The organism is Halomonas sp. KM-1 (genome assembly GCF_000246875.1).
Classification (GTDB): domain Bacteria; phylum Pseudomonadota; class Gammaproteobacteria; order Pseudomonadales; family Halomonadaceae; genus Halomonas; species Halomonas aerodenitrificans.
Window position 1 is genome coordinate 1 of the sequence record NZ_BAEU01000153.1, and the last position, 23732, is coordinate 23732.

19 protein-coding genes and 1 pseudogene are annotated in these 23732 nt (G+C 63.0%); 7 read left to right on the forward strand and 13 right to left on the reverse strand.

The genetic code is table 11. From position 1 onward, the window contains the following. Window positions 1–48: 48 nt before the first annotated feature. Complete coding sequence (locus B8115_RS19715; protein ID WP_010629578.1) at window positions 49–1860, reverse strand: ABC transporter ATP-binding protein; 1812 nt, start codon at window positions 1858–1860, stop codon at window positions 49–51. 138 nt (window positions 1861–1998) lie between these two features. Here B8115_RS19715 and B8115_RS19720 point away from each other — a divergent pair, with 138 nt between their 5' ends. The 4 genes from B8115_RS19720 (at window position 1999) to B8115_RS19735 (ending at window position 7029) form a co-directional block, all read left to right on the forward strand. Continuing rightward, window positions 1999–2874, forward strand: coding sequence for an AEC family transporter (locus B8115_RS19720; protein WP_010629579.1), 876 nt, complete (start codon window positions 1999–2001; stop codon window positions 2872–2874). 92 nt (window positions 2875–2966) lie between these two features. Continuing rightward, window positions 2967–4121 carry a PQQ-dependent sugar dehydrogenase gene (locus tag B8115_RS19725; protein WP_010629580.1) on the forward strand — a complete coding sequence of 385 codons (1155 nt, stop codon included), beginning with the start codon at window positions 2967–2969 and terminating at the stop codon, window positions 4119–4121. Between the two features lie 65 nt (window positions 4122–4186). Beyond that, window positions 4187–5644, forward strand: a complete 1458-nt coding sequence (locus B8115_RS19730) for an ATP-binding protein (RefSeq protein ID WP_010629581.1) — start codon at window positions 4187–4189, stop codon at window positions 5642–5644. Further along, window positions 5641–7029, forward strand: coding sequence for a sigma-54 dependent transcriptional regulator (locus tag B8115_RS19735; RefSeq protein ID WP_010629582.1), 1389 nt, complete (start codon window positions 5641–5643; stop codon window positions 7027–7029). Before B8115_RS19730 ends, B8115_RS19735 begins: the two co-directional genes overlap by 4 nt. A gap of 241 nt (window positions 7030–7270) precedes the next feature. Here B8115_RS19735 and B8115_RS23485 read toward each other — a convergent pair whose 3' ends face one another. The 6 genes from B8115_RS23485 to B8115_RS19770 form a co-directional block, all read right to left on the reverse strand. After that, window positions 7271–7834 (reverse strand): hypothetical protein, encoded by a 564-nt coding sequence (locus B8115_RS23485; RefSeq protein WP_141638672.1) that lies wholly within the window; start codon window positions 7832–7834, stop codon window positions 7271–7273. A 107-nt stretch (window positions 7835–7941) separates the two neighbouring features. Next, window positions 7942–8364, reverse strand: a complete 423-nt coding sequence (locus B8115_RS19750; RefSeq protein WP_010629585.1) for a hypothetical protein — start codon at window positions 8362–8364, stop codon at window positions 7942–7944. A 267-nt stretch (window positions 8365–8631) separates the two neighbouring features. Continuing rightward, window positions 8632–9483: an ABC transporter permease gene (locus B8115_RS19755; protein ID WP_010629586.1), complete on the reverse strand. Its 852-nt coding sequence runs from the start codon at window positions 9481–9483 to the stop codon at window positions 8632–8634. Between the two features lie 3 nt (window positions 9484–9486). Beyond that, a complete protein-coding gene (locus tag B8115_RS19760; protein ID WP_035591745.1) occupies window positions 9487–10740 on the reverse strand; it encodes an ABC transporter permease in 1254 nt (417 codons plus the stop codon). Between the two features lie 79 nt (window positions 10741–10819). Then, window positions 10820–11941 (reverse strand): extracellular solute-binding protein, encoded by a 1122-nt coding sequence (locus B8115_RS19765; RefSeq protein ID WP_010629588.1) that lies wholly within the window; start codon window positions 11939–11941, stop codon window positions 10820–10822. 49 nt (window positions 11942–11990) lie between these two features. Next, window positions 11991–13136, reverse strand: a complete 1146-nt coding sequence (locus tag B8115_RS19770) for an ABC transporter ATP-binding protein (RefSeq protein ID WP_010629589.1) — start codon at window positions 13134–13136, stop codon at window positions 11991–11993. Between the two features lie 568 nt (window positions 13137–13704). Here B8115_RS19770 and B8115_RS19775 point away from each other — a divergent pair. Both B8115_RS19775 and B8115_RS19780 read left to right on the forward strand, forming a co-directional pair. Next, on the forward strand, window positions 13705–15384 hold the full coding sequence (locus B8115_RS19775) for a BCCT family transporter (RefSeq protein WP_010629590.1): 1680 nt from the start codon (window positions 13705–13707) through the stop codon (window positions 15382–15384). Window positions 15385–15626: 242 nt separating this feature from the next. Further along, window positions 15627–17411, forward strand: a complete 1785-nt coding sequence (locus tag B8115_RS19780; protein WP_010629591.1) for a bifunctional diguanylate cyclase/phosphodiesterase — start codon at window positions 15627–15629, stop codon at window positions 17409–17411. A 31-nt stretch (window positions 17412–17442) separates the two neighbouring features. On the opposite strand, the gene B8115_RS19785 is transcribed toward B8115_RS19780, so the two are convergent. From B8115_RS19785 to B8115_RS19795, 3 genes are all read right to left on the reverse strand, one after another. Then, window positions 17443–18168: a 3'-5' exonuclease gene (locus B8115_RS19785; protein WP_010629592.1), complete on the reverse strand. Its 726-nt coding sequence runs from the start codon at window positions 18166–18168 to the stop codon at window positions 17443–17445. Between the two features lie 3 nt (window positions 18169–18171). Continuing rightward, a complete protein-coding gene (locus B8115_RS19790; RefSeq protein WP_010629593.1) occupies window positions 18172–20091 on the reverse strand; it encodes a DUF294 nucleotidyltransferase-like domain-containing protein in 1920 nt (639 codons plus the stop codon). Window positions 20092–20212: 121 nt separating this feature from the next. Then, window positions 20213–20602 (reverse strand): DUF4168 domain-containing protein, encoded by a 390-nt coding sequence (locus tag B8115_RS19795; RefSeq protein ID WP_010629594.1) that lies wholly within the window; start codon window positions 20600–20602, stop codon window positions 20213–20215. A 213-nt stretch (window positions 20603–20815) separates the two neighbouring features. Here B8115_RS19795 and B8115_RS19800 point away from each other — a divergent pair, with 213 nt between their 5' ends. Then, window positions 20816–21730 (forward strand): DMT family transporter, encoded by a 915-nt coding sequence (locus B8115_RS19800; RefSeq protein ID WP_010629595.1) that lies wholly within the window; start codon window positions 20816–20818, stop codon window positions 21728–21730. Between the two features lie 26 nt (window positions 21731–21756). Here B8115_RS19800 and mtgA read toward each other — a convergent pair whose 3' ends face one another. The 3 genes and pseudogenes from mtgA to B8115_RS19815 form a co-directional block, all read right to left on the reverse strand. Beyond that, the gene (gene mtgA, locus B8115_RS19805) at window positions 21757–22470 is read right to left on the reverse strand and encodes a monofunctional biosynthetic peptidoglycan transglycosylase (protein WP_010629596.1); all 714 of its coding nucleotides are present in this window, start codon (window positions 22468–22470) and stop codon (window positions 21757–21759) included. A 24-nt stretch (window positions 22471–22494) separates the two neighbouring features. Continuing rightward, window positions 22495–23349, reverse strand: a complete 855-nt coding sequence (gene fghA, locus B8115_RS19810) for an S-formylglutathione hydrolase (RefSeq protein ID WP_026038262.1) — start codon at window positions 23347–23349, stop codon at window positions 22495–22497. 143 nt (window positions 23350–23492) lie between these two features. Further along, a pseudogene (locus tag B8115_RS19815) lies at window positions 23493–23732 on the reverse strand (S-(hydroxymethyl)glutathione dehydrogenase); the annotation flags it as partial.

The following is a 23732-nucleotide window of genomic DNA, read 5'->3' on the forward strand; positions in this document are numbered from 1 at the left end:
CCGCTCGTCGATTTGCTCAGTGCTTCCCTAGCGCGACGACCGCTCAGCCTAGGCAGAGCCCAGCACCTCGCTCTCCTCCAGCGCCCCGGTCTGCACCCGCCACTGCGCGGCGTAACGACTGCCGCGCTGGAGTAGCTCGGCATGGCTGCCCTGCTCCACCACCCGCCCGCCGTCGACGACCACGATCTCGTCGGCGTGAACGATGGTGGAGAGCCGGTGGGCGATCATGATCACGGTGCGGCCGTGGCCGATCTTGGCCAGCGAGCGCTGGATAGCCGCCTCGGTTTCGTTGTCCACCGCGCTGGTGGCTTCGTCGAGCACCAGGATCGGCGGGTCCTTGAGCAGCGCCCGGGCCAGGGAAAGCCGCTGGCGCTGGCCACCGGAGAGGCGCACGCCGCGCTCGCCCACGGCGGTATCGAGCCCTTGGGGCAGCGCCTGAATGAACTCCCAGGCTTCGGCAGTGCGCGCCGCTTCGATCACCGCCTCTTCGCTGGCATCGGGCTTGCCGTAGGCGATGTTGTCGCGGATCGAACCCTCGAACAGATAGACGTCCTGACTCACCAGACCGATGGCCTGGCGCAGCGAGGCAAGGCTCACCTCGGCGATCGGCTGGCCGTCGATGCGCACCTCGCCGGCCGAGGGGTCGTAGAAGCGCAGCAGCAGCTTCATCAGGGTCGACTTGCCGGAGCCGGTGGCGCCCACCAGGGCCAGGGTGTTGCCGGCAGGCACGTGCAGGCTGATGCCATCGACGCCGACACCGCTCGCTGCGTAGCGGAAGCTTACGTTATCGAAGCTCACCTCGCCGCGCACCGGCGCGGCCAGCGGCTGGCCTTCGTTGTCCTTCACCGTGATCGGCACCGCCAGCAGGTCGAGGATGCGCCGCGTGCTGGCCATGGCGCGCTCGAACAGGTCGATCACCTCGGCGAGGCCGGTGAGCGGCCACAGCAGGCGCTGGGTGAGAAACACCAGCACGCCGTAGGCGCCCACGTTGAGGTCGCCGCGCAGCGCCAGCATGCCGCCCACGGTGAAAGTGGCCAGAAAGCCGGCCAGGATCGCCATGCGGATCACCGGGATGAAGGCGGAGCTGACCCGGATGGCGCGGCGGTTGGCTTCTACGTAGGCCTCACTCACCGTGCGCAGCCGCTCGGCCTCGCGCGCCTCGCTGGTGAAGCTCTTGATGGTAGCGATGCCGGCCAGGTTGTTGGAGAGCCGGCTGGCGAGGTCGCCCACCTTCTCGCGCACGTCGGCGTAGAGCGGGCCGGCCTTGCGCTGGAAGAAGAAAGCGCCCCAGATGATCATCGGGATCGGCGTGAAGGCGAGCAGCGCGATCAAGGGCGAGATGACGAAGAACACCGCGCCCACCGCCACCACGGTGACGCCGACCTGGATCAGCGAGTTGGCGCCGCCGTCCAGGAAGCGTTCGAGCTGGTTGACGTCGTCGTTCATGGTCGCCACCAGTTGGCCCGAGCTTTTCGACTCGAAGTAGGCCATGTCGAGACGCTGGGCGTGCTCGTAGGTGTCCAGGCGCATGTCGGCCTGCAGCCGCTGGGCCAGGTTGCGCCACAGGATCTTGTAGAGATATTCGAAGATGGACTCGCCGGCCCAGATGAAGAAGGTGAGCACGGCGAGCACCAGGATCTGCTCCTGGGGCGTGGTGAAGCCAAGCCGGGCGACGAAGCTGCGCTCCTGGTTGACCACCACATCGATGGCCACGCCGATGAGGATCTCCGGTGCGATGTCGAAGATCTTGTTGATCACCGAGCAGGTGGTGGCGGCAATGATGCGGCGTCGGTAACCGCGCGCATAGCGCAGCAGACGCACCAGCGCATGGAAGCTGTTGGCAGTAGCGTTGGCGGACATGAGAGATTCCTAGCGAACAAGATTCGCAGCTTAACGGTTTCGCACCACTTGCACCAAGGCGGCAACACACGGCTGAACTTGCAACACCTCACCACTCTTCACGACAATACTGGGCTTTTCCACCGCCAAGGATGCTCGATGATCCCCGATCTCTTCGCCGTCATGGCCCCCATTCTGGCCGGTGCCGGTCTGGGCTTCACGTGGATCCGCCTGGGGCATCCCTTTCCCGTCGACTTCGTCACCCGCCTGGTCTTCAACATCGGCACGCCGGCCCTGGTCATCGCCTCGCTCACGGGCGCCGACATCGATGCCGGCAGCTTCGGGCGCACCATGCTGGCCACCGCCCTGGTGATGATTCTGATGGGCGGCGCCACCTTCGCCATGGCGCGCCTGCTGAAGCAGGATTGGCGTGTGCTGCTGGCACCGATGATGTACCCCAACACCGGCAACATGGGCCTGCCGGTGGTGCTCTACGCCTTCGGCAGCGCGGGCTTCGCTTTCGGCATCACGGTGATGGTGACGGTCTCGCTGTTCCAGTTCACCATCGGCGCCATCTTCGCCAGTACCGGCAGTCCTTTGAAGACTCTGCTCAGGACGCCTACGGTTTACGCTATCCTGATAGCACTGTTCCTGCTGCTGACGGATACCGGGCTGCCGCTGTGGCTGGCCAACAGCGTCGATCTGATCTCGGGTTTCACGGTGCCGCTGATGCTGATCACGCTGGGGGTGTCACTGGCCAGCATCAAGGTGAAGAACCTGAAGACGGGCATCGGTTTCAGCCTGCTGCGCATCCCCATCGCCGCGCTATTGGCCTGGGGTATCGGCACGCTGCTGAACCTGCCGCCGCTGGCACTCAGCATCCTGATATTGCAGATGTGCATGCCGGTGGCAGTGTTCAACTACCTGTTCGCTCAGCGCGCCAAGCGGGAACCGGAATACGTTGCCAGCCTGGTGTTCTGCTCGACGTTGCTGGCGCTGTTCTACTTGCCCATTCTGCTGGCTATCCTGATGTAGCCGGCAAGCGAGACCGAGGGGTGAAGGGAACACCCCGGCTGCACCACAGTCTCTATCTTCTGGGGCGGCAAAGAAATGCAAGGGAGGAAGTCATGCACGAAGCAAACAAGCCATTGTCCGTCGTTGTGCTGGCAGGTATCGCGGCAAGCGGTACTGTCCTGGCCACCGCAGCGGTCGGCGCCGAAGTCATCGAAGAGAGTCTCTCCACCGAACACTTGGAGCTGCGCCTGGAGCGCATTGCCGAGGGTCTCGAGAACCCCTGGGCGGTAACCATGCTGCCCGACGGGCGCTTTCTGGTCACCGAGCGGCCGGGACGCCTGGCGCTGATCGATGAGGACGGCAGCATCACGCATCTCGAGGGCGTGCCCGAGGTCAGCGCTCAAGGCCAGGGCGGCCTGCTCGACGTCACGCTGCACCCCCGCTACGGTGACGGTGAGCACGACTGGCTCTACTTCACCTGGAGCAAGCCCGGCGACGGCGGCACGGCAACGGCCTTGAACCGCGCCAGACTGAGCGACGATGCCCTGAGCGACGTCGAGACGCTGTTCGAACAGGACCGCTTCTCCGGCCCCGGGCGGCACTATGGCTCACGGCTCGCCTGGCTGCCCGACGAGACCCTGCTGATGTCCATCGGCGACCGGGGCACACCCGAACGCGCCCAGGCGGCAGACGATCATGCCGGCAGCGTGCTGCGGCTAGCCGCCGACGGCAGCGCTCCCGACGACAACCCCTTCACCGACGATGATGCCACCCTGGCCGAGATCTACAGCCTCGGCAACCGCAACATCCAGGGCATGGTGGTGACCGAGCAGGGTGAGGTCTGGGCCACCGAACACGGCCCCTTCGGCGGCGACGAGCTCAATCTCATCGTCGCGGGAGAAAACTACGGCTGGCCCGAGGTCAGCCAGGGGCGCGACTATGGCACCCGCGAGCCCATCGGCGAGGACTCCCTGCCCGGAATGCAGGACCCGATCCATGTCTTCGAAGCGCCCTTCGCCCCCTCCGGCCTGGCTCAGGTGACCTCGGCCACGTTCGGCGAATGGCAGGGCGACCTGCTGGCCGGCGGGCTGCGTGGCGAGCGGCTATACCGCTTGAGAGTCGACGGTGAGCAGGTGGTCGACAGCGAAGTGGTGCTGGATGGGCAGATAGGACGCATCCGCGGCGTGCACCAGGGGCACGATGGTGCCATCTACCTGGTCAATGACGAGGCGCAAGGCAGCCTCTACCGGCTACGGCCGGTGGAGTGACTCAAGCGCGGCACCGGTCCGTGTGGGCTGGTGCCGCATTCGTCTAATGCTGCCTGCGAGATGCCATGCGCCTACGCAATCTCATCCTCATCACCGTCATAGCACCGCTGTTCCTCGTGCTGCTGATATTCAGCCTGGTGGCCATCAAGTCGCTCGAGGATAACGTGCGCACTCGCCTCGAGCGGGAAGTCCAGGTCATCACCAACGTCATCGGCACGACCCTGAGCCACGCCCTCAGCCGCAACGCCACCGAGCCGCTCGAGGAGTCGCTCTACTCCGCGTTCTCCTTCCATCGTATCTACGGCGCCTATGTCTTCGACGCCAACGGACGCGAGATCTACGGGCTCGGCCTGGGGCAAGCCCTGTTCAGCCCGGAAACCATCCGCGAGGTCGCCGAGCGCGGCGAAATGCGCGCGGCCTATCGCGAACACGACGGCTGGCATTACTACTCCGCTCTGAAGCCGCTGATGTCCAACACCGGCGAGGTGCAGGGCGTACTGCAGGTCAACCGGCTCAACACCGGGATCGAGAACTACACCGGTTTTCTCAGCCAACTGGCGCTGCTGGCATTCGTCGTCGGCGCGGCCGGGATCGTGCTGGGTATCTGGTGGGGCTTTCGCCGCCATATCGAGCGCCCGCTGGAGCGGCTGCTGGCCGTCATGCAGCGAGTGGAGGCCGGCGACCGGGAGCAGCGCGCCGAAGCCGAGGGTCCGCAGGAGTACGAACGCCTGGCGGTGGCCCTGAATGGCATGCTCGATGCCATGGCCGAGAAGGACGCCGATATCGAGACACGTCGGCGCAAGGAGATCGAACTCGAGAAGCGACTGCGCAAATCGAAGAAGCTCGCCGAGCTCGGCGTGCTGGCTGCGGGTGTCGCCCATGAAATCGGCGCCCCGTTGACGGTGATCAACGGCCAGGCGCAGCGCCTCTCACGCCGCGAGACGCTCACCGACGCGGACCGCACCAGGCTTGGTCGCATACGCGGAGAGGTGGAGCGTATCGTCGAGATCGTGCGCCAGCTGATGGAACTGGGCCGGCGCCACAACGTCGAGAAGGAACCGCTGCAGCTCGCCGAACTGCTCGAGACCACCCGCGAACTGGTCGAGGAGGATTTCGAACAAAGCGACATCCGGCTCGAACTCGATCTTCCCGCGACGACACCGCCGCTGCTGGCCAACGGCCAACAGCTGATACAGGTACTGACCAACCTGCTACGCAACGCGGCACAGGCCAAGGGCGTCGAACGCGTGCGCATCCGCGCACAGGACAAGGAGGGCTGGTTGACTCTGTGGATAGAGGACGATGGCCCGGGAATCTCCGACCAGGACAAACCGAAAGTCTTCGACCCGTTCTTCACCACCAAGCCCGTGGGTCAGGGCAGCGGTCTGGGATTATCCATGGTACATCGAATCATTAACGATCATGGCGGCACTGTCGGTGTTTACGACAGCGAGCTGGGGGGAGCCGGCTTCGAGATCGGGCTGCCACTGAACGATAGCGATGAAGGAGGGACTGCCACGTGACAGGAAGCCACACCCAATCCGATCTGCCGATACTGGTCGTCGAGGATGACGCCGCCATCCTGGAGCTGCTCGAGGAAGAGCTCCAGGAAGCCGGCTACAAGACGCTCGGTGTCAGCAGCGCCGAGGAAGCCATGCTCACCTTGAGCCACAGCGAAGTGGCCATGATCATCAGTGACGTGCGTTTGCCCGGCATGAGCGGCATGCAGCTGCTCGAACAGCTTCGCCAGGAGGGTAGCCGGGTAGGTTTCATCGTGATCACCGCCTTCGGCACCATCGATCAGGCCGTCGAGGCGCTGAAGATCGGAGCCGACGACTTTCTGACCAAACCGCTCGATCTGGAAAGCGTGGGCGAAGCGGTCTACCGCGTGCTGGAGAACCGGCGTCTGGCCGAACGCTTCCAGCAGGGAGAGTCGCCCGGTCATTTCCATGGCATCGTTGGGGAGAGCGAAACGATGCAGGCGCTGTTCCACGATGCGGCACGCTTGGCCAAGAGCGACGCGCCGATTCTGATCCTCGGCGAGAGCGGCACCGGCAAGGAGTTGTTGGCGCGTGCCATTCATGCCGAAAGCCCCCGCGCCACCGAACCCTTTATTGCCGTCAATTGCGCCAGCATCCCTTCAGAGTTGATGGAGAGCGAGTTCTTCGGCCACGTGAAGGGGGCCTTCACCGGAGCCAGCGATTCACGCCAGGGCCTGTTTCAGGCCGCCAACGGCGGCAGCCTGTTCCTTGATGAGATCGGCGAGATGTCGCCCGGGCTGCAGGCCAAACTGCTGCGCGCCCTGCAGGAGAAGATGGTCAAGGCCGTGGGTGCCGAGAAGGAAGAGTCGGTGGACGTGCGAATCATCGCCGCCACTCACCGCGACCTCGAGCAGGAGATCGAGAGCGGCAATTTCCGCAGCGACCTGTTCTATAGGCTGGAAACCTTCTCCCTGCGCATTCCGCCGCTGCGCGAACGCCAGGGCGACATCGAACGCCTAGTGTCGGCACTGATCGAGAAGCACGCCACGGCCCAGGGCAAGCGCATCGAAAGTGTAGAACCCATGGCGCTCCAGACCCTGCTCGACTACCCCTACCCCGGCAATGTGCGGGAGCTCGAGAACGCCATCATGCGGGCGGTGACCCTGGCCGAGGAAGGGCTGCTCAGCCACGCCGACCTGCCGGAACGCATTCGTCAGCATGGCCAGGAGCAGCGTGGCGTGGTACGTCAGATCGAAGCCGGCAGTGCCCTCGTCGCTCGCAGCCAGCAGAGCTGGCCGAGTCTCGAGGAAGTCGAGAAGCGCTATATCCAGAAGGTGCTGGAGGCCACCGGAGGCAACAAGCGGCGCACGGCGGACATTCTCGGCATCGCCAGACGCACGCTCTACCGGCGGCTGGAGGAGGATTGACGACTATTCAGACGTTACGACCCGAACGCAACTGACATAGCGACAGGACATAGGGACAGGAAACGTAAAAAAGCCCCCGTGGGAGCGCGGGGGCGAAGTACGCCATGCAACTCGCTGACGGTGCAAGGGGGGAGGGTGGCGGGCCGTCAGCCAATTGCGGCGCGTCATTTTGATCACGCATCCTTGCGTTCGCTATACATTTAGGAAGCCCCAGCCAACCGACTGGGGCCGAACCTGGAAATTAAGTGTCTTGTTCCGGATATTCCCACTCATCTGACTCATCGCCCGGCATAGCTTCGGGACCATCACCGAAACCGGGCTCTTCACCAGGTGCAGCTTCGGTACCAGGCATAGCAGGATCGGCACCCGGTTCAGTGGCCCCGTCAATGCCGGGGGCAGCCGGGTCACCGGGCTCGACACCTGGGCCGGCTTCATGCCCCGGCGCAGCCTCGGTGCCTGTGCCTGTGCCTGGCGCAGTCTCAAAGCCAGGATCGGACTGCTGCATACCCGGATCTTGCATTTCTCCCGGCTGCGCTTCGGTACCCGGCATGGCAGGATCAGCGCCCGGCTCAGTAGTTCCATCAATGCCCGGCGCGGCCGGGTCGCCGGGTTCGACGCCCGGACCGGCTTCATGGCCCGGTGCCGCCTCGGTCGCCGGATAATCACCAGGCTGTTCGGCACCTGGCTGAGTCTGGAACTCGTCCTGCTGAGTCTGGGTCTGCTGGGCCAGCGCGAACGGGCTGGCGGTCAGCCCCATGGTCACACCAACGATGCCTAGCTTCTTCAGAAATTCCTTGGACATCATGATTCCACCTCCTGCGGTATCGCCTTGCGCGAAGTGTGATGGGCGTCCTGCCCTGAGCCGCCACCGTCCCGATGGCGGCACGAAGCGAAAGGGGTCAGATCGAAAGATCAGTTACCACCTTGCTCTTCTTCCTCTTCAACCAAGGGATCGTCGACCTGTCCTTGGTCCATTGTGTCCTGCTGGCCTTCGAGCTCGTCCTCATCGGGAACCGGCTCTTGCTCGGCTTCAGGCAGCGGGTCTTGCTCGGGCGTTACGTCACCCATGCCCTCAGGGCTCTCCTCGGCCCCGGTGATCGGCTCCGCCGAGCCGTCTCCAGCCGCCGTATCAGTCTGATCGATGCCCGGATCGGCCGTGGTGTCCTGCATCGGGGAAGTCTGTTCTTCCGTGACTGGACGCTCTTCCTCGACAGGCGGCACATCATCGTCATTGCCGCAACCAGCAAGAGACAACGTCCCTAGCGCCAGAGCCACTGCCGAGGCCAAGGCGGTCAGCTGCCTGGCAGGTTTGCTTGCACGCTTTCTATGGCTCATCTGGGTTCCTCTCCCTGATTGATTCATTCTCCTCTAGATAGCAGCACAGGTCGTGCCACTCTTCCTGATATTTCTTATAATATATAAAAAACAATAAGTTAGACATAAATCCGTGAAGACGAAGTACTCTGAAAATCGGCAAGAAAGGTGGTTCAAACTGACACATGGGCAGCTTTGCCACAGCCCAAACCCGGCTGCTCACGACAAACAGGGAGACGTCGTCGAGACGTCTCCCTGTTTGTCTTTGCCGAAGCGAGAGGGTAGGTATTATTCCGGCGCGACGCCCCGCAGCCGCTCACTGCGCCGACGCAACAGCTCCAGCGTCGTCAGCAGCAGCATGGAGAGCAGTACCAGCAGTGTGGCGACGGCGAGGATGGTCGGGCTGATCTGCTCGCGAATGCCGGACCACATCTGGATCGGCATGGTGCGTTGCTCGGGGCCGGAAATGAACAGCACCACCACCACCTCATCGAAGGAGGTGATGAAGGCGAACAAAGCACCGGATACGACCCCCGGAGTGACCAATGGCAGCACGACCTTGAAGAAGGTTCGTGTCGGATTGGCGCCCAGGCTGTGGGCCGCCTTGATCAAGGTCGTATCGAAGCTCGACAGCGTTGCCGTCACGGTGATCACGACGAAGGGAATCCCGAGCGCGGTATGCGCCAGAATCACACCGAGGTAGGTCTGGGCCAGATTGACCTTGGAGAAGAAGAAGAACATGGCGGCAGCAGAGATGATCAGCGGTACGATCATCGGCGAGATCAGCAGCGCCATGATGACACTGCGAGCCGGCATATGGCGGCTCGACAGCCCCAGTGCCGCCACGGTGCCCAGGATGGTCGCCAGGATCGTCGAGGCGATGCCGATGATGAAGCTGTTCTTGATCGCGTGCAGCCAGGCTCGTGAGGTGAAGAAGTCCTGGTACCAGCGCAGCGAATAACCCGCCGGATCGAGAGACAGCATCTCCTGGGAAAAGGTGAAGTAAGGCTGCGCATTGAAGGACAGCGGGATGATGATCAACAGCGGCCCCACCAGGAACAGGAAGATGAGCGCGCAGATACCGAGGAACACGTAGTGCCAGATGCGCTCGCCGCGGGTGGCATAGGAAGGAATGGCCATCGTTTACCCCAGCTTGACCTTGTCGACGCCGATCAGGCGATTGAAGACCAGATAGAACACCACCACCACGAACAGCAGGATCGAGGCAATTGCCGCCGCCAGGCCCCAGTTGAGGGAGGTCTGCATGTGGTAGGCGATATAGTTGGTGATGAAACGCCCCGACTGGCCACCGACCAGCGCCGGGGTGATGTAATAGCCGATCGAAAGGATGAATACCAGGATCCCCCCGGCGGCAATGCCCGGAATGGTGAGCGGGAAGTAGACGCGCCGGAAGCACAGGAACGGCCGGCCGCCCAGGGAGCGCGCCGCACGCATGTAGCTCGGCGGGATGGTCTTCATCACCGAGTACAGCGGCAGAATCATGAACGGCAGCAGGATGTGGGTCATGGCAATGATGGTGCCGGTCTTGTTGTGGATCATCTGCCAGCGCGCCTCGTCGGCGATCACCCCAACGGCGACCATCAGGTCGTTGAGCACCCCCTGGGACTGCAGAATGGCGATCCAGGTCGTCGTGCGTACCAGCAGCGACGTCCAGAATGGCAGCAACACCAGAATCATCAGCAGGTTGGAATAGCGCAGCGGCAGGCTGGCCAGTAGGAAGGCCACGGGATAGCCAAGCAGCAGTGTCAGGACGGTGATGACCAGGCTCATCCATAGCGTGCGCCAGAACAGAGTGACGTGCAGGCGCTGGGATTCGGGTGCGCGAACGATCTCGCCATCGGGCGTGAGTTGGCGGTCCACCGCCGCCAGGTAGTAGCTGATCGTCAGCGGCGAGGCCTCGCGCTGTATCAGCTTCCAGGTATCGAGCTCGCCCCAGGTGTCATTGAGTTCGATCAGCGCTTCACGGTAAGGGGGTTCGAGCGTGCCAAGGCCGCGGGCGGTGCGGGTGATGGTCGAGCGCATGCCCGACTTCTCATAGTTCAAGCGGCTCGACAGCAGCCCCAGGTTACGTGCCTGCTGCCCTTCGCGCAGGTCCTCGGCCAGCGCCGCGAAGACCTCTTCCCCGGGCAGCGACTCTCTGTCCCAGCCCTCCAGGGCTTCGACGGTGCGCGACAGATGGGTCGACACTTCGGGATTGTCGACGCTGCGCCACAGCATCTCGAAGATGGGCATGACGAAGGCGACGACGAGAAACAGCAGCAGCGGCGATACCAGCAGGAAAGCCTTGATCTTCGAGCGCCTCACGGCGCGACGCAGGCTGACCTTTAGCGGCACGCCATCGGCAGTGGTCAATGGGGATGCAGGTGAATCGGACACTCTGGCCCTCCGGAAGGCAACATGACGACGAAGGCAGCGGATACCGCCGCCCGGCCTGTAGCCGGGCGGCGGTCACACCTTACTGAGCCAGCCAGGCGTCGAAGCGCTGATTCAGCTCGTCGCTGTAGTCGGCCCAGAACTCATCGTCCTTCTGGATCGCAGTAGCGAAGTTGGGCGGGAAGGTCGGCATGTGCGGCATCATGTCGATACCCGTTTCCGCATGTACGGAGACCTTATCCGAAGAGGAGTAGCGGGCCGGGCCATAGGAGATGTACTGAGCCTGGTCGGCCAGCCGCTGGGTGTCGGTGGCGAAGTGGAGATAGTCGCGCACCTTGTCGAGCTTGCCGGTCGGTACCACCCAGCCATCCAGCTCGAAGACCTGGGCGTCCCAGATGATCTCGAAGGGCTGGTTCTCGCTCACCATGGCATCGAAGATACGACCGTTGTAGGCCGAGGCGAAGGCGACCTCACGGTCCGCCAGCAGCTGCGGTGGCTGCGAGCCCTCTTCCCACCAGATGACATGATCCTTGATGGTGTCGAGCTTGGCGAAAGCACGCTGAATGCCCTCTTCCGTCTCGAGCATGTCATAGACGTCTTCGCGGTCGACGCCATCGGCGATCAGGGCCCACTCCATGTTGTTGATCGGCCGCCGCATCAGAGCACGCTGGCCGGGATAGTTCTCCAGGTCGAATACGTCCTGGATGGTGCTCGGCTGCTTGTCCTCGGGGAACATCGAGCTATTGAAGGCCACGATGTTGGAGTAGACGATCGAGGCCACGAAGCATTCGCCCAGCGCGCCATCGACGAAGTCTTCACTGGCAGGCGTCCCGTCGGGTGCCGGCGCCAGCAGCTCATCGTGATCGAGCGGCTCGATGAGACCCTCGGCACAGGCGATCATGGCGTCTGCAGGCAGCATGTCGACCAGATCCCAGGTGACGTTGCCCGCTTGGGACTGGGCGCGCAGGCCGGCCAGGGCGTTGGCACTACGGTCGATGTTGACGATATTGTCGCCGGTCTTCTCCATCCAGGGCTCATGGTAGGCACGCTGCTGGCTCATGCTGTAGGCGCCACCCCAAGAGACGATGTTGAGCGTCTGCTGAGCCTGGGCAACGCTCGCCAGCCCCATGACCGAGGCGCCGGCCACGGCACATACCATCAGCTTGAGTGCCGGTTTCCCTGCTTGTTGAGTGTCACGTTTCATCGTCCACCTTCCTCTTTTTTCTTGTTGAACTGCATGGGTTCGACATAGATCAGGCGTCCAGCGCCCGACAGTCGCTGCTGGACCAGCCGATATCGACCGACTGCCCCGGCCTCAGCGATGCGTAGTGCTTTGCATTGGGTGTCTTGAGGATGAACTCGTCGGTGCCACAGACGCTGACCCGCGTGCGCAGGTGGTCGCCGAGATAGATCACCTCTCTCACCTCGGCGCGAAAACGGTTGTCGAACGACGCTTCGGCACCACTCGCTGCGATGTCGACACGCTCGGGGCGCAGCGAAAGCGTGGTACGCGCACCAATGCCGCCGGCGGCAACGGGCTTGGCCAGCACCGTTTCACCGCTGTCGAGGCGCACCTGGCACTTGTCGCCGATCATTTCGGTCACTTCGCCGTAGAGCCGGTTGTTCTCACCGATGAAGTTGGCAACGAAAGCGTTCTCGGGGGCCTCGTAGAGGGTTTCTGGAGCTGCCAACTGCTGCACGACGCCATCGTTGAACACGGCGATACGGTCGGACATGGTCAAGGCTTCGGTCTGGTCGTGGGTCACGTAGATCATGCTGACCCCCAACTCGGCATGGATGCGCTTGATCTCGTACTGCATCTCCTCACGCAGATTCTTGTCCAGCGCGCCCAGCGGCTCGTCCATCAGTACCAGTTCGGGCTCGAAGACCAGCGCCCGGGCCAGCGCCACCCGCTGCTGCTGCCCGCCCGAAAGCTGCGCCGGCCGGCGGTCACCGAAATTCTCCAGACGCACCATGGCCAACGCCCGCGCTACCTTGCGCTTGATTTCCGCCTTGGAGAGACGACGAACCTCGAGCGGGAAGGCAAGATTTTCGGCAACCGACATATGGGGGAAGAGCGCATAGTTCTGAAACACCATGCCGATGCCCCGCTTGTGCGGCGGCAGGTCGTTGATGGGCTCTCCCTTGAGCAGAATCTGGCCATGGGTGGGAGTCTCGAAGCCCGCCATCATCATCAGACAGGTAGTCTTGCCAGATCCAGAAGGGCCTAGCAGGGTGACGAATTCGCCCTTGTGAATGTCGAGGTCGAACCCCTTCACCACCAGCTCGACGCCGTCGTAGCTCTTCTGGACATTGATGAAACGGACAAAGTGCGCTTCCGCTGCGTGACTGGTTTCACTTGCGCTGTCATTGCGCTCTTGTTGCAAACTTTCGTTCATGCAGGGTTCTCACTCACAACCAGATCCGGCAAAGCCGTGTGACTTCGCTCACGCAAGCTGGCTGGTTCTTTATCGTTGTAGCCACCTACCCTATGCGTTACCCGCTATCCACCGCAATCCCAGCTGTGTCCAAAAAGCGTTGAAGCAAAGACGGGACAGACGAGACCTTATCGATTACGCATCGTTACCCAACAAAACCCGATGATTACGCTCTATTTTTCCGCCCAATCCTAATTAAAGCGAGGGGAATACGGATGCCTCGGCAGGCAAGACCTTTTTGTGTATAATTTCTGTCCACAATAATGTCGCTATGGGTGCGGTTCTTAGCGCTATCAAGCTGGCAGCGCTCGTCAACGATGCCAGACTTGACGTGGGGGCCACGGTGTCTTCTTGCACACCTCGGAACACCTCACTTTGGCTGCGCCAACAACATGGCATGCAAAGCAAGGTCATGATTTCCATTGACCTTACCATCTAGGGGACTTGCGCCCTCTTGTTAGCCGCCGGTCAATCCGGCATCACCGCAACAAATATCACAACACCACCATCCTCGTACCAGGACGTTTCAATGGGAGAGCATAACGTGGACAACACTTCTCGCGACGAACGCCACAAGGAGGCCGAGACCTCCGAAGGCGTGCCGGCTCCGGAAGGACCGGCCAACCTGATCGACACCGACTACGTCATCGGCCAGGACAACCTGGCCACCGACAAGCTCGGCTTCAGCATCGACCTGCACGGCAAGGTATTTACCATCTCGGCACTCGTCACGGTGTTCTTCGTGGTAATCACCCTTGCCCTGCAGGCCGAGGTCGAGCCGCTGTTCAACGCCATGCGCGACTGGCTTACCGGCAACCTGTCCTGGTTCTTTCTGCTGGCCGGCAACATCTTCGTACTGCTGTGCCTGGTGCTGATCGTGTCGCCGCTGGGCAAGGTGCGAATCGGCGGCATGCATGCCAAGCCGGACTTCAGCTATAGCGGCTGGTTCGCCATGCTTTTCGCCGCCGGCATGGGCATCGGCCTGATGTTCTACGGCGTATCCGAACCCATGTCGCACTTCGGGGCGGCCATGGGCGGCACTGACGTCGAGAATGGCGTACGTACCGACTGGGCCCCGCTCGGCGCTGCCGCCGACGACCCTGCAGCCGCGGCCCGTCTGGGCATGGCCGCCACGATCTATCACTGGGGGCTCCACCCCTGGGCGATCTACGCCGTGGTGGCACTGGCACTGGCCATCTTCTCTTTCAACAAGGGCCTGCCGCTCACCATGCGTTCGATCTTCTACCCGATTCTGGGCGAGCGGGTATGGGGCTGGCCGGGCCACATCGTCGATATCCTGGCGGTCTTCGCTACCCTGTTCGGTCTAGCCACCTCACTGGGTCTCGGCGCTTCCCAAGCCTCGGCAGGGCTGAGCTATCTGTTCGGCGTGCCCGAGACCGACGCCACCATGGTGCTGCTGATTCTGGGCATCACCGCCATTGCTATCGTGTCGATCCTGGCCGGCGTCGACAAGGGCGTGCGCAGGCTTTCCGAGATCAACATGGGCCTGGCCGTACTGCTGCTGCTGTTCGTGATTCTGGTGGGGCCGACCGTGTTGATCCTCACCGGCTTCTTCCAGAATCTCGGCGCCTACATGGTCAACCTGCCGGCACTCTCCAACCCCTTCGGCCGCGAGGATGCCAACTTCACCCAGGGCTGGACCGCCTTCTACTGGGCCTGGTGGATCTCCTGGTCGCCCTTCGTCGGCATGTTCATTGCCCGTGTCAGCCGTGGCCGCAGCGTACGTGAATTCCTGACCGCCGTGCTGCTGGTTCCCTCGCTGGTCTCGGTGCTGTGGATGACCGCCTTCGGCGGCACCGCCATCAACCAACTGGTCGGTGCCGGCTTCGAAGGCGTACAGGACGCCGCCCTCGAGCTGCAGCTGTTCGTCATGCTGGGCGAACTGCCGCTGACGGCCATCACCTCGTTCGTGGGGATCGTGCTGGTGGTGGTGTTCTTCATCACCTCGTCGGATTCCGGTTCGCTGGTGATCGATACCATTACCGCCGGCGGCAAGGTCGATGCACCCAAGCCACAGCGAGTGTTCTGGGCCATCATCGAAGGCGTCATCGCCATCGCCCTGCTGCTCGGCGGCGGCCTGGTCGCACTGCAGGCGATGGCGGTTTCCACCGGGTTGCCCTTCACTCTGGTGCTACTGGTGGGCTGTTATGCCATCATCAAGGGGTTGATGAGCGAGCCTCGCGGCTGATCCTCGAGCCACCCTGCCAGCGCGGCCATGGAAGGCCGCCCGGTCCCGAGTCTTGTGTCTCGTCAAGTCCAGTGAAGCAACTCTCACCGGCAGAAGCGATATCACGACAAGACTATGGGGACTGAGAAAAATCCCATTAGTCAAGTGGTTCATGCTCCATACGGCCACTAGTAACCCGCCACCGCTTCGGGCATATTTCGAATAGATCATTACAACTATGCCGAAGGAGCCGTTCTACGCCCATGATGGCACCCGAAGACGCCTTTCGTCTGCTCGCCGATGGCTTGGGCAAGGCCGGCACTCCCCTGGCGTTCGACCATCTCGTCGAACGGATCTCCGCCATTTTCGATGGAGAGCACGTGCTTATCGGCAAGCTGCTTTCCGATAACGCCACCATCCGCACCGTCGCCTTCTGGTCGCATGGCTCACTCCAACCCGCCGCTGTCTACACGCTGGCTGGCACGCCCTGTGAGCACGTGCTGAACGACGAGGTGTGCGAATTCACCGAGGGTGTCTGTCAACGCTTTCCGGACGATGTCATGCTGCAGGAGTTGGGGGTCGAGAGTTACGTAGGCGTTCCGCTACGCTCCCCCCAAGGCCACCTCGTCGGCCTGTTGGCCGTACTTTCGAGCCGGCCGCTCGATCTTGCCGCCTATGGTTCAGAGGTGCTGCGCATTGCCGCTGCTCAGGCAGGCGCCGAGATGGCACGCCGATCCGAAGAGGAAAAGCGGCGCAGCAGCGACTACCGCATTCAGCAGCTCATCTACTGGGACAGCGTCACGGGGCTACCCAACCGCCGCTGCCTCATGGAGCGGTTGGAAGAGGCCTGCGAGCAGGCTCGACTGCGCGACAGCTGCCTGGGACTGATCTATCTCGACCTGCAGCGCTTTCGTCAAATCAACGATACTCAAGGCCACGAGCTGGGCGACCAGGTGCTCGCCGAGATAGCCAGTCGTTTCAGCGCCCAGGCAGAGGCGGGTGAGTTCCTTGCCCGGCTGGGCGGAGATGAATTCATGGTGCTGCTCACCGACACCCGGCCAGCGGCCATGGCGCATGCCATCGAGCGCTATCGCAACAGCCTGCTGGCGCCGATTCTGCTGTCGGAGCGAAGTTTCTCGATTTCCGCGAGCGTCGGAGCCGCGCTGTTCCCACGCGATGCCGATAACGCTCAGTCGCTGTTTCAGCACGCCAGCATTGCGCTCAACCATGCCAAGCGCGACAGCAGCCGCACGCGATTCTTCACCGCCACCATGGCCGATGAATTACAGCAGCACGAAATATTGCAGCTGCGTTTCAGCGACGCCCTGGCCAAAGGCAAGCTGTCGCTGGCCTTTCAGCCTCAGTTCAGCCTCAAGAGCGGCAAGCTGATCGGCGCCGAAGCCCTGTGCCGCTGGCACGATGAGATCCTCGGCCAGGTCAGCCCCGGCATCTTCATCCCCTTGGCGGAGGAGCAGGGCCTCATCCGGCCACTGGGCGAATGGGTGCTAGAAGCCGCCTGTCAGCAGATCGCAGCCTGGGAGCGACAAGGCAAACCGTTTCCGGGCCGGCTCAGCGTCAACGTATCTGCCCAGCAGATGGATGACCCACGTCTTGCCGAGCATATCCAGCGCATCGCCACCCGGGTCTCCCCCGGCAAGCTGGGGCTGGAGCTGACCGAAAGCGGCCTGATGCGCAACCCCAAGCAGACCGTGCGCATTACTCGAGCCCTGTGCAAGGCCGGTTTCAGTCTGGCCATCGACGACTTCGGTACCGGTTACTCCTCTCTCACTTACCTCAAGCGCTTTGCCGCCGACACCCTCAAGATCGACATGTCCTTCGTCCAGGACATGCTCAAGAGCAGCCACGATCACGCCATCGTTTCCACCATCATCGCCATGGCCCAGACCCTGGGCATGCAGACCGTGGCCGAAGGGGTCGAGGAAGCCGAACAGGCCGAGGCACTGCGAGCCCTTGGCTGCACCGGCGTGCAGGGCTTCCATTTCGGCCGTCCCGTGGATGGCAACACCTTCGCCGAGCTGTGGCTGTAGGCGAATCCCGCCAAGCGCTGCAGGCTTAGTCTCAGGTCCAGAGCTTGCCTACCGGCGTCGCGGCATCGTAATGCTTGGCTACCTGCGCCTGGAACAGCTCGGCCGTGGCCAAGGCATCGACCAGGGCATGGTGGCCCTGGTAATCCGGTAACCCATAGCGCCTCCGACTGTCTCCCAAACGTATCGAAACCGGCGGCCGCCGCATCCATCGCTGCAGCCGAGCCCACAGCGAGAGCCGGTGCAGCCGCGCTTCCAGTGACATGGTATCGATCATCGGAAACCGCGCCCCTTCCCCCAACCGCGCCTTGATCGCGTCGGCGAGAAAAGGCCGCTCGATATGGCGGAAGTGCACGACGACGATACGCCCGGCCAAGGCCTCGAGGAGTTCGGGAAGGATGTCGCCGAAATCGGGGGCTTCGGCCACTTCGGAATGCGTGATGCGGTGCAGGGTGATGGAAGCATCGGAGAGCGCACGGCTGGGGCGCACGACCCAGTAACGCCGCAGTGCCAGCGGTATGCGCGACAGGCTGAAGGGCACCAGACCGATGCTCACGATGGCGTGACGCTGAACGTCGAGCCCGGTGGTTTCCAGGTCCAGAGCGACCAGCGGTACCTCGCCGATCGGCGTCTCAGGCGCGGGACAACCGGCGGCGAAGAAGGCTTTCAGCAGCGGATCGTGGGCTGCGTCGGCGCGCTGTTGCAGGTAGGCGGGCCACTCCTGCACCTGTGAGCGCGATGCCAGGCGATGGGACAGCATGCTTCAACGATCCCGGCCGGTGGGTCCCGGTATCGGGTAACGATACTTGAGGAACTTCTGGGCACGGCTGAGTACCTGAAACGCATCCTTGAGATGGTGGCGCTCGCTGTCGGCGACGTTTTCCGGCTCGATGTTGTTGTCCGGCTCGTGCTCCTGCTGAAGATCGATGACCTGATGGCGAATCCGCACCATGGAGAGCAACTCCATGGCATGACGCAGCTTGGCATCGACGCCCGGCGCCAACAGCTGCGTGGCGGCGATGGCATCCAGCCGCTCGAAGCTGTTCTGAGCCCGTGAGCCACAGGCCAGAGCGTGCACGCGTATCAGATCGACCAGCGGCGCCGTGCCCCGACGCTTGAGGTTGATGGAGTTGTTGTGCTTGCCATCCTTCTCCATCACGAAGGTACGAAAGAAGCCCAGCGGCGGCGTACGGTTCCGCGCATTGCGTGCCACTGCGGCCAGAAACCAGGGGCTGCGCGGTGCCTTGTCGGCGATGAGGTCCTGCAGCTGCTCGATGTAGGCTTCCTCGCCGTAGGCGCTGTCCAGGTCGAAGAAGATCGAACAGTGCAGCAGGCGCTCCGGGGTGGGCGAGTCGATCCACTCGCTGAAGTAGCGCTTCCACACCTTGAGTGGCTGTCGCCACCTGGGGTTGGTGGCCATGACCTCGCCCTTGCAGTAGGTGTAGCCGCAAGCCGCTAGCCCATCGCTGACGAACTTCGCCAGGTTGGCGAAATAGTCGTCATGCCGGGCCGGATCGAAGTCGTCGGCCAGGATCAAGGCATTGTCCTGATCGGTAACGACGGTCTGCTCGTTGCGTGCCATGGAACCGTTGACCATGAAGCAGTACGCCACGGGCGGTGGACCCAGCGACGCTTCTCCCAGCTCCAGCAGCCGCCGCACGAAGCTGCGCCCGATGGTGGAGAGCGCCGTTCCCACCATCTGCGAGTTTGCCCCCTCTTCCACCATGCGTACGAAGGCGACGCGCACGTCCGGGGCCAGCCGCGCCAGCCCTTCGACGCTGGACTGATGAAAGATGTTACTCACCAAGTAGAGGCTGCTGTGGGTCTCGTAGCGGATGATGTCGGAGAGATGGACGATGCCCATCGGCCGCCGACGATAGAGCACCGGCAGGTGATGGATATTGTTGCGCAGCATGCACAGCATTGCTTCATGCACGGACTCGTCGGACTGAATCGTGATCACTCTGCCCCCCGTCAGCTCCCCCACCGGGGTGTCGGGCGGCAGACCCTCGGCCACGATGCGCGTACGAAAGTCGCTGTCGGTGAGGATGCCCCGCAGCCGCCAGGGGCGGTCCTGGCTGTCGGTGAAGGTGTGACGAGGATCGTGATCGTCGCCGGGTTCATCGAGGATCAGCGCCGACGATGCCTGAGCCTCGGTGATCTGGCGCGCCGCTTCCTGCACCGTGGCACTGGCCTCGACCATCACCGGGTAGCGGGTGAGCAGCTTGCGCACCCGGGTGATCATCATGTCGTTGGCCTTCTTGTGCTGCTCCACCGCTGCTTCCAGCCGCGGGCGCTCCAGCTCGACGAAGTCGGAGAAGTGCTCGTCGGCCTCGCACAGGCGCACGAAGAGAGCCTCGGGAATGAAGTAGATCAGGGTGTCTTCCAAGGCGCGGGCAGGGAAACGCACCCGGTGATTCCTCAGCAGACTGAAGTGGCCGAAAATGTCCCCTTCACCCAGGCGATTGTAGAGATCGCCCGTACGGCGCCGCACTTCCACGGCTCCGCTGCGAATGTAGCAGAGTTCATGCAGCTCCTGATCGAACTGCAGAATGTCGGACCCCGCCTGGAAGTAGCCCACCTCGACCTGCCCGGCCACCTCGTCGAGCAGCTCATCGTCCAGGGCTTCGAAAGGCGGGAAGCGTCCCATGTGCTGGCGTATCTCGAGTACTTCCGCATCCATGTCGCATCGGGCTCCCTATGGCGGTAACGACGTGCCTCGACAGAGTAAAGGGGGGCGAATGCCAAACACAAGAAAGGCCGCTCGAAGCGGCCTTTCCAGTCAGCTTGGCTGGCGACGTCGTTTACGACTGCTCGGCCATCTGCTGCACGCGCTGCATCAGCTCCGGATCCTGCTGGATGGCATGGCCGATGGCATTGAAGGTATCCACGTCGAGACCGTTCTCCTCGACCACCTCGACCATACGGTCATTGGCTTCCATGCGCACTTCCTGCTGGGCCTGCTCGTCTTCAGCCGCATGCAGACGCTCGGTGTACTCCTGTGAAATCACGGCGATTTCCTGGGAGGCATCGGCAAACTGCTGAAGCTGATCATCGGAGAAGTCCTGAGCGGGTGCCTGCGCTTGCGGCTGGGCTGCCGGGTCCTGGGCGGGATCTTGCTGAGCGTGCGCCTGTGCGGTCATCAGCCCGGCAGTGAGCAGGGCGGCCGAGAACAGTGCAGTCATCCGTTGCATGAATACCTCCAAGGGGTGTTGCGGTGAATGTAGGGAGTCTGACGAGCGCAAGCGCTCGGAGTTCAGTTTTTAATGTTACGGAATGTAATTTTTTGGTCTTTTCACTGCGCGGCCTGAAACCGTGTGGAAAAAGTTAACCTGCTAGCTTTCGTCACCAGCGGCAACCAAGTATCGTCGACAGCTTCACGACAGCACTTCAAGGACGCTCCTGCGATGCCAAGCACCGCCACTTCACGCTTCGATGCCGCGTTGCTGGCCAGCATGCCAATTCTCTTCGTCGCCCTGTGGAGTACCGGCTTCATCGGCGCCAAGTTCGGCCTGCCCCATGCCGAACCCTTCACTTTCCTGTTCATTCGCTTCGTGCTGACCCTGACCCTGCTGATTCCCTTGGTCAAGCTGATGGGCAGCGCCTGGCCCCAAGGCTGGCGGCTCAAGGGTCATATCGCCGTCTCGGGGCTGCTGGTGCACGGGGCCTATCTGGGCGGCGTCTTTTACGGCATCTACCTGGGCATGCCGGCGGGGCTCACGGCCCTATTGGTCGGCCTGCAGCCGCTGTTGACCGCTACCCTCGCCGGGCCGATGCTGGGCGAGCGCATCGCTGCCACCCAGTGGCTGGGGCTGGCGCTGGGCCTGATCGGCATCACGCTGGTGCTGGGCAGCAAGCTCGACCCGGGAGCCGAGTTGTTCCAGGGCTTCGGCCTCGGCGCTCTGGCCTGTGTGCTCGTCGCCCTGGCCGGCATTACCCTGGGCACCCTTTATCAAAAGCGCTTCTGCACCGGCATGCCGCTGCTCTCGGGCACGGTGGTGCAGTACCTCTCCTCCGGCGCCCTGCTCGGCCTCGGCGCCCTGCTGCTGGAGGAGCGGCACGTCGAATGGACGCTCACCTTCGTACTGACCCTGGGCTGGCTGGTGCTGGTGCTGTCGATTGCCGCCATTCTGCTGCTGATGGCGCTCATCCGGCGCGGAGAAGCCTCCCGCGTGGCCAGCCTGTTCTACCTGGTGCCCCCCGTCACGGCACTACAGGCCTGGTGGCTGTTCGACGAGCGCCTGCCACTGGCGGCACTGGCAGGCATGGCCGTAACCATCGTCGGAGTCGTGCTGGCAGCTCGCGGCCAGAGGCGGCGATAGAGAGGCAATAGAAAGAAGTGGCTGCGTCAGTTGGCGGCCAGTTGCTCGAGATAGCGCGGCCCGCCAAGGTTGCGCATCTGCTGGCGAATCCACTGGCTGCGACGCTCCACGTGAGGGCCAGGCCGGGCAGCATCCCAGGCCCTCGGATTGGGCAGGATCGCTGCCAAACGGCTGGCCTGCACTTCATTGATGCGATCCGCAGAGACGCCGAAATAGCGCTGTCCGGCTGCTTCCAGGCCGAATACGCCGTTATCCCACTCGGCAATGTTGAGATAGACCTCGAGAATGCGCTGTTTGGGCCACAGCGCCTCGATCAGCACGGTGAACCAGGCTTCGAACCCCTTGCGCAACCAACTGCGCCCCGTCCACAGGAACAGGTTCTTGGCCGTCTGCTGGCTGATGGTACTGGCACCGCGCAAACGCCCGCCGTTGCGGCTCGCCTCCCAGGCGCGGCGCATCTCGTCGACATCGAAACCGCGATGGATCGGGAAGCGCTGGTCCTCGGCGGCGATCACCGCCAGCTTGGCATGATCGGAGAGCTCACCCCATGGCCGCCACTGATGCTGAATGGTCAGCGACTCCCCCGCCATCCAGGACTGCACCTTGCGCTCCAGCATCACCATGGAGCCGTATACGGGTACATGGCGCAGCAGCATGACCGCAAGGATCGACAAGATGACGAAGGCGGCCCCGACAAGGGCCGCCCAACGCAGCACGCGGCGTAGCAGGACACCGATCATGCAGTGCCCTGTGCAGGGGGAGAGTCAGCGCTTGGAGAGATGCTCCGCATGGTAACGCAGGTGCTCCTCGATGAAGCTGGCAATGAAGAAGTAGCTGTGATCATACCCCGGCTGACGGCGCAACGTCAGGGGGTGATCGTGCTCTTCGCATACGGCCTCGAGCCGCTCGGGCTTGAGCTGCTCCTCGAGAAACTGGTCCGCCTCGCCCTGATCGATGAACAAGTGCTGTGTCGACGCGCCCTTGGCCACCAGCTCGCAGGCGTCATACTGGGTCCAGGCGCCGGGATCGTCGCCCAGGTAGCCGCGGAACGCCTTGCGTCCCCAGGGGCACTGGGTGGGATTGACGATGGGCGAGAAGGCCGACACCGAGCGATAGTGGCCGGGTCGGCGCAGCGCCAGGATCAGCGCACCGTGCCCACCCATGGAGTGCCCGCTGATCGACTCCCGGCCGTTGAGCGGGAAGTGCTGGCGCACCACCGAGGGCAGCTCCTCAGCCACGTAGTCGTACATCCGATAGTGCTTCTTCCACGGCTCCTGGGTAGCGTTGACGTAGAAGCCCGCCCCCGAACCGAAGTCGTAGCTGTCGTGCTCGCCGGGCAGATCGGTACCACGCGGGCTGGTGTCGGGGCAGATGATGGCGATACCGAGCTCGGCGGCCACTCGGTGCGCCCCGGCCTTCTGCATGAAGTTCTCGTCCGTACAGGTCAGCCCCGATAGCCACCACAGCAGCGGCACACGCTCGGTCTCGGCCTGCGGCGGCAGGTAGATGGCGAACTCCATCTCGCAGTCCAGCGCCCGCGAGCGATGCCGGTAGCGCTTGTGCCAGCCACCGAAGCTCTTGTTGCTCGAGATAGGTTCGAGGTTCTCGGTCATGGTCATCGTTCGGTCTCCTTGCGGTCGCTACCCAAGGATAGCGACCGGAACGGCAATTTGTAGGCAGCTCCCTGTGCGCAGCCGCCGTCACGCCTATATCGCGAGGCGCCGGGTGCCTGTGACCTATTCGGCGCGGCACCGGGCGCCTATCAAAAGTGAAGCACCGTACGAATGCTCTTGCCCGCGTGCAGCAGCTCGAATGCCTCGTTGATCTGCTCGAACGGCATGTCGTGGGTGATGAACTCATCGATCTTGATCTCGCCATCCATGTAGCGCTGCACGTAGCCGGGCAGCTCGCTGCGCCCTTTCACGCCGCCGAACGCCGAGCCGCGCCACACCCGGCCCGTGACCAGCTGGAACGGCCGCGTGGAGATCTCCTCGCCGGCCCC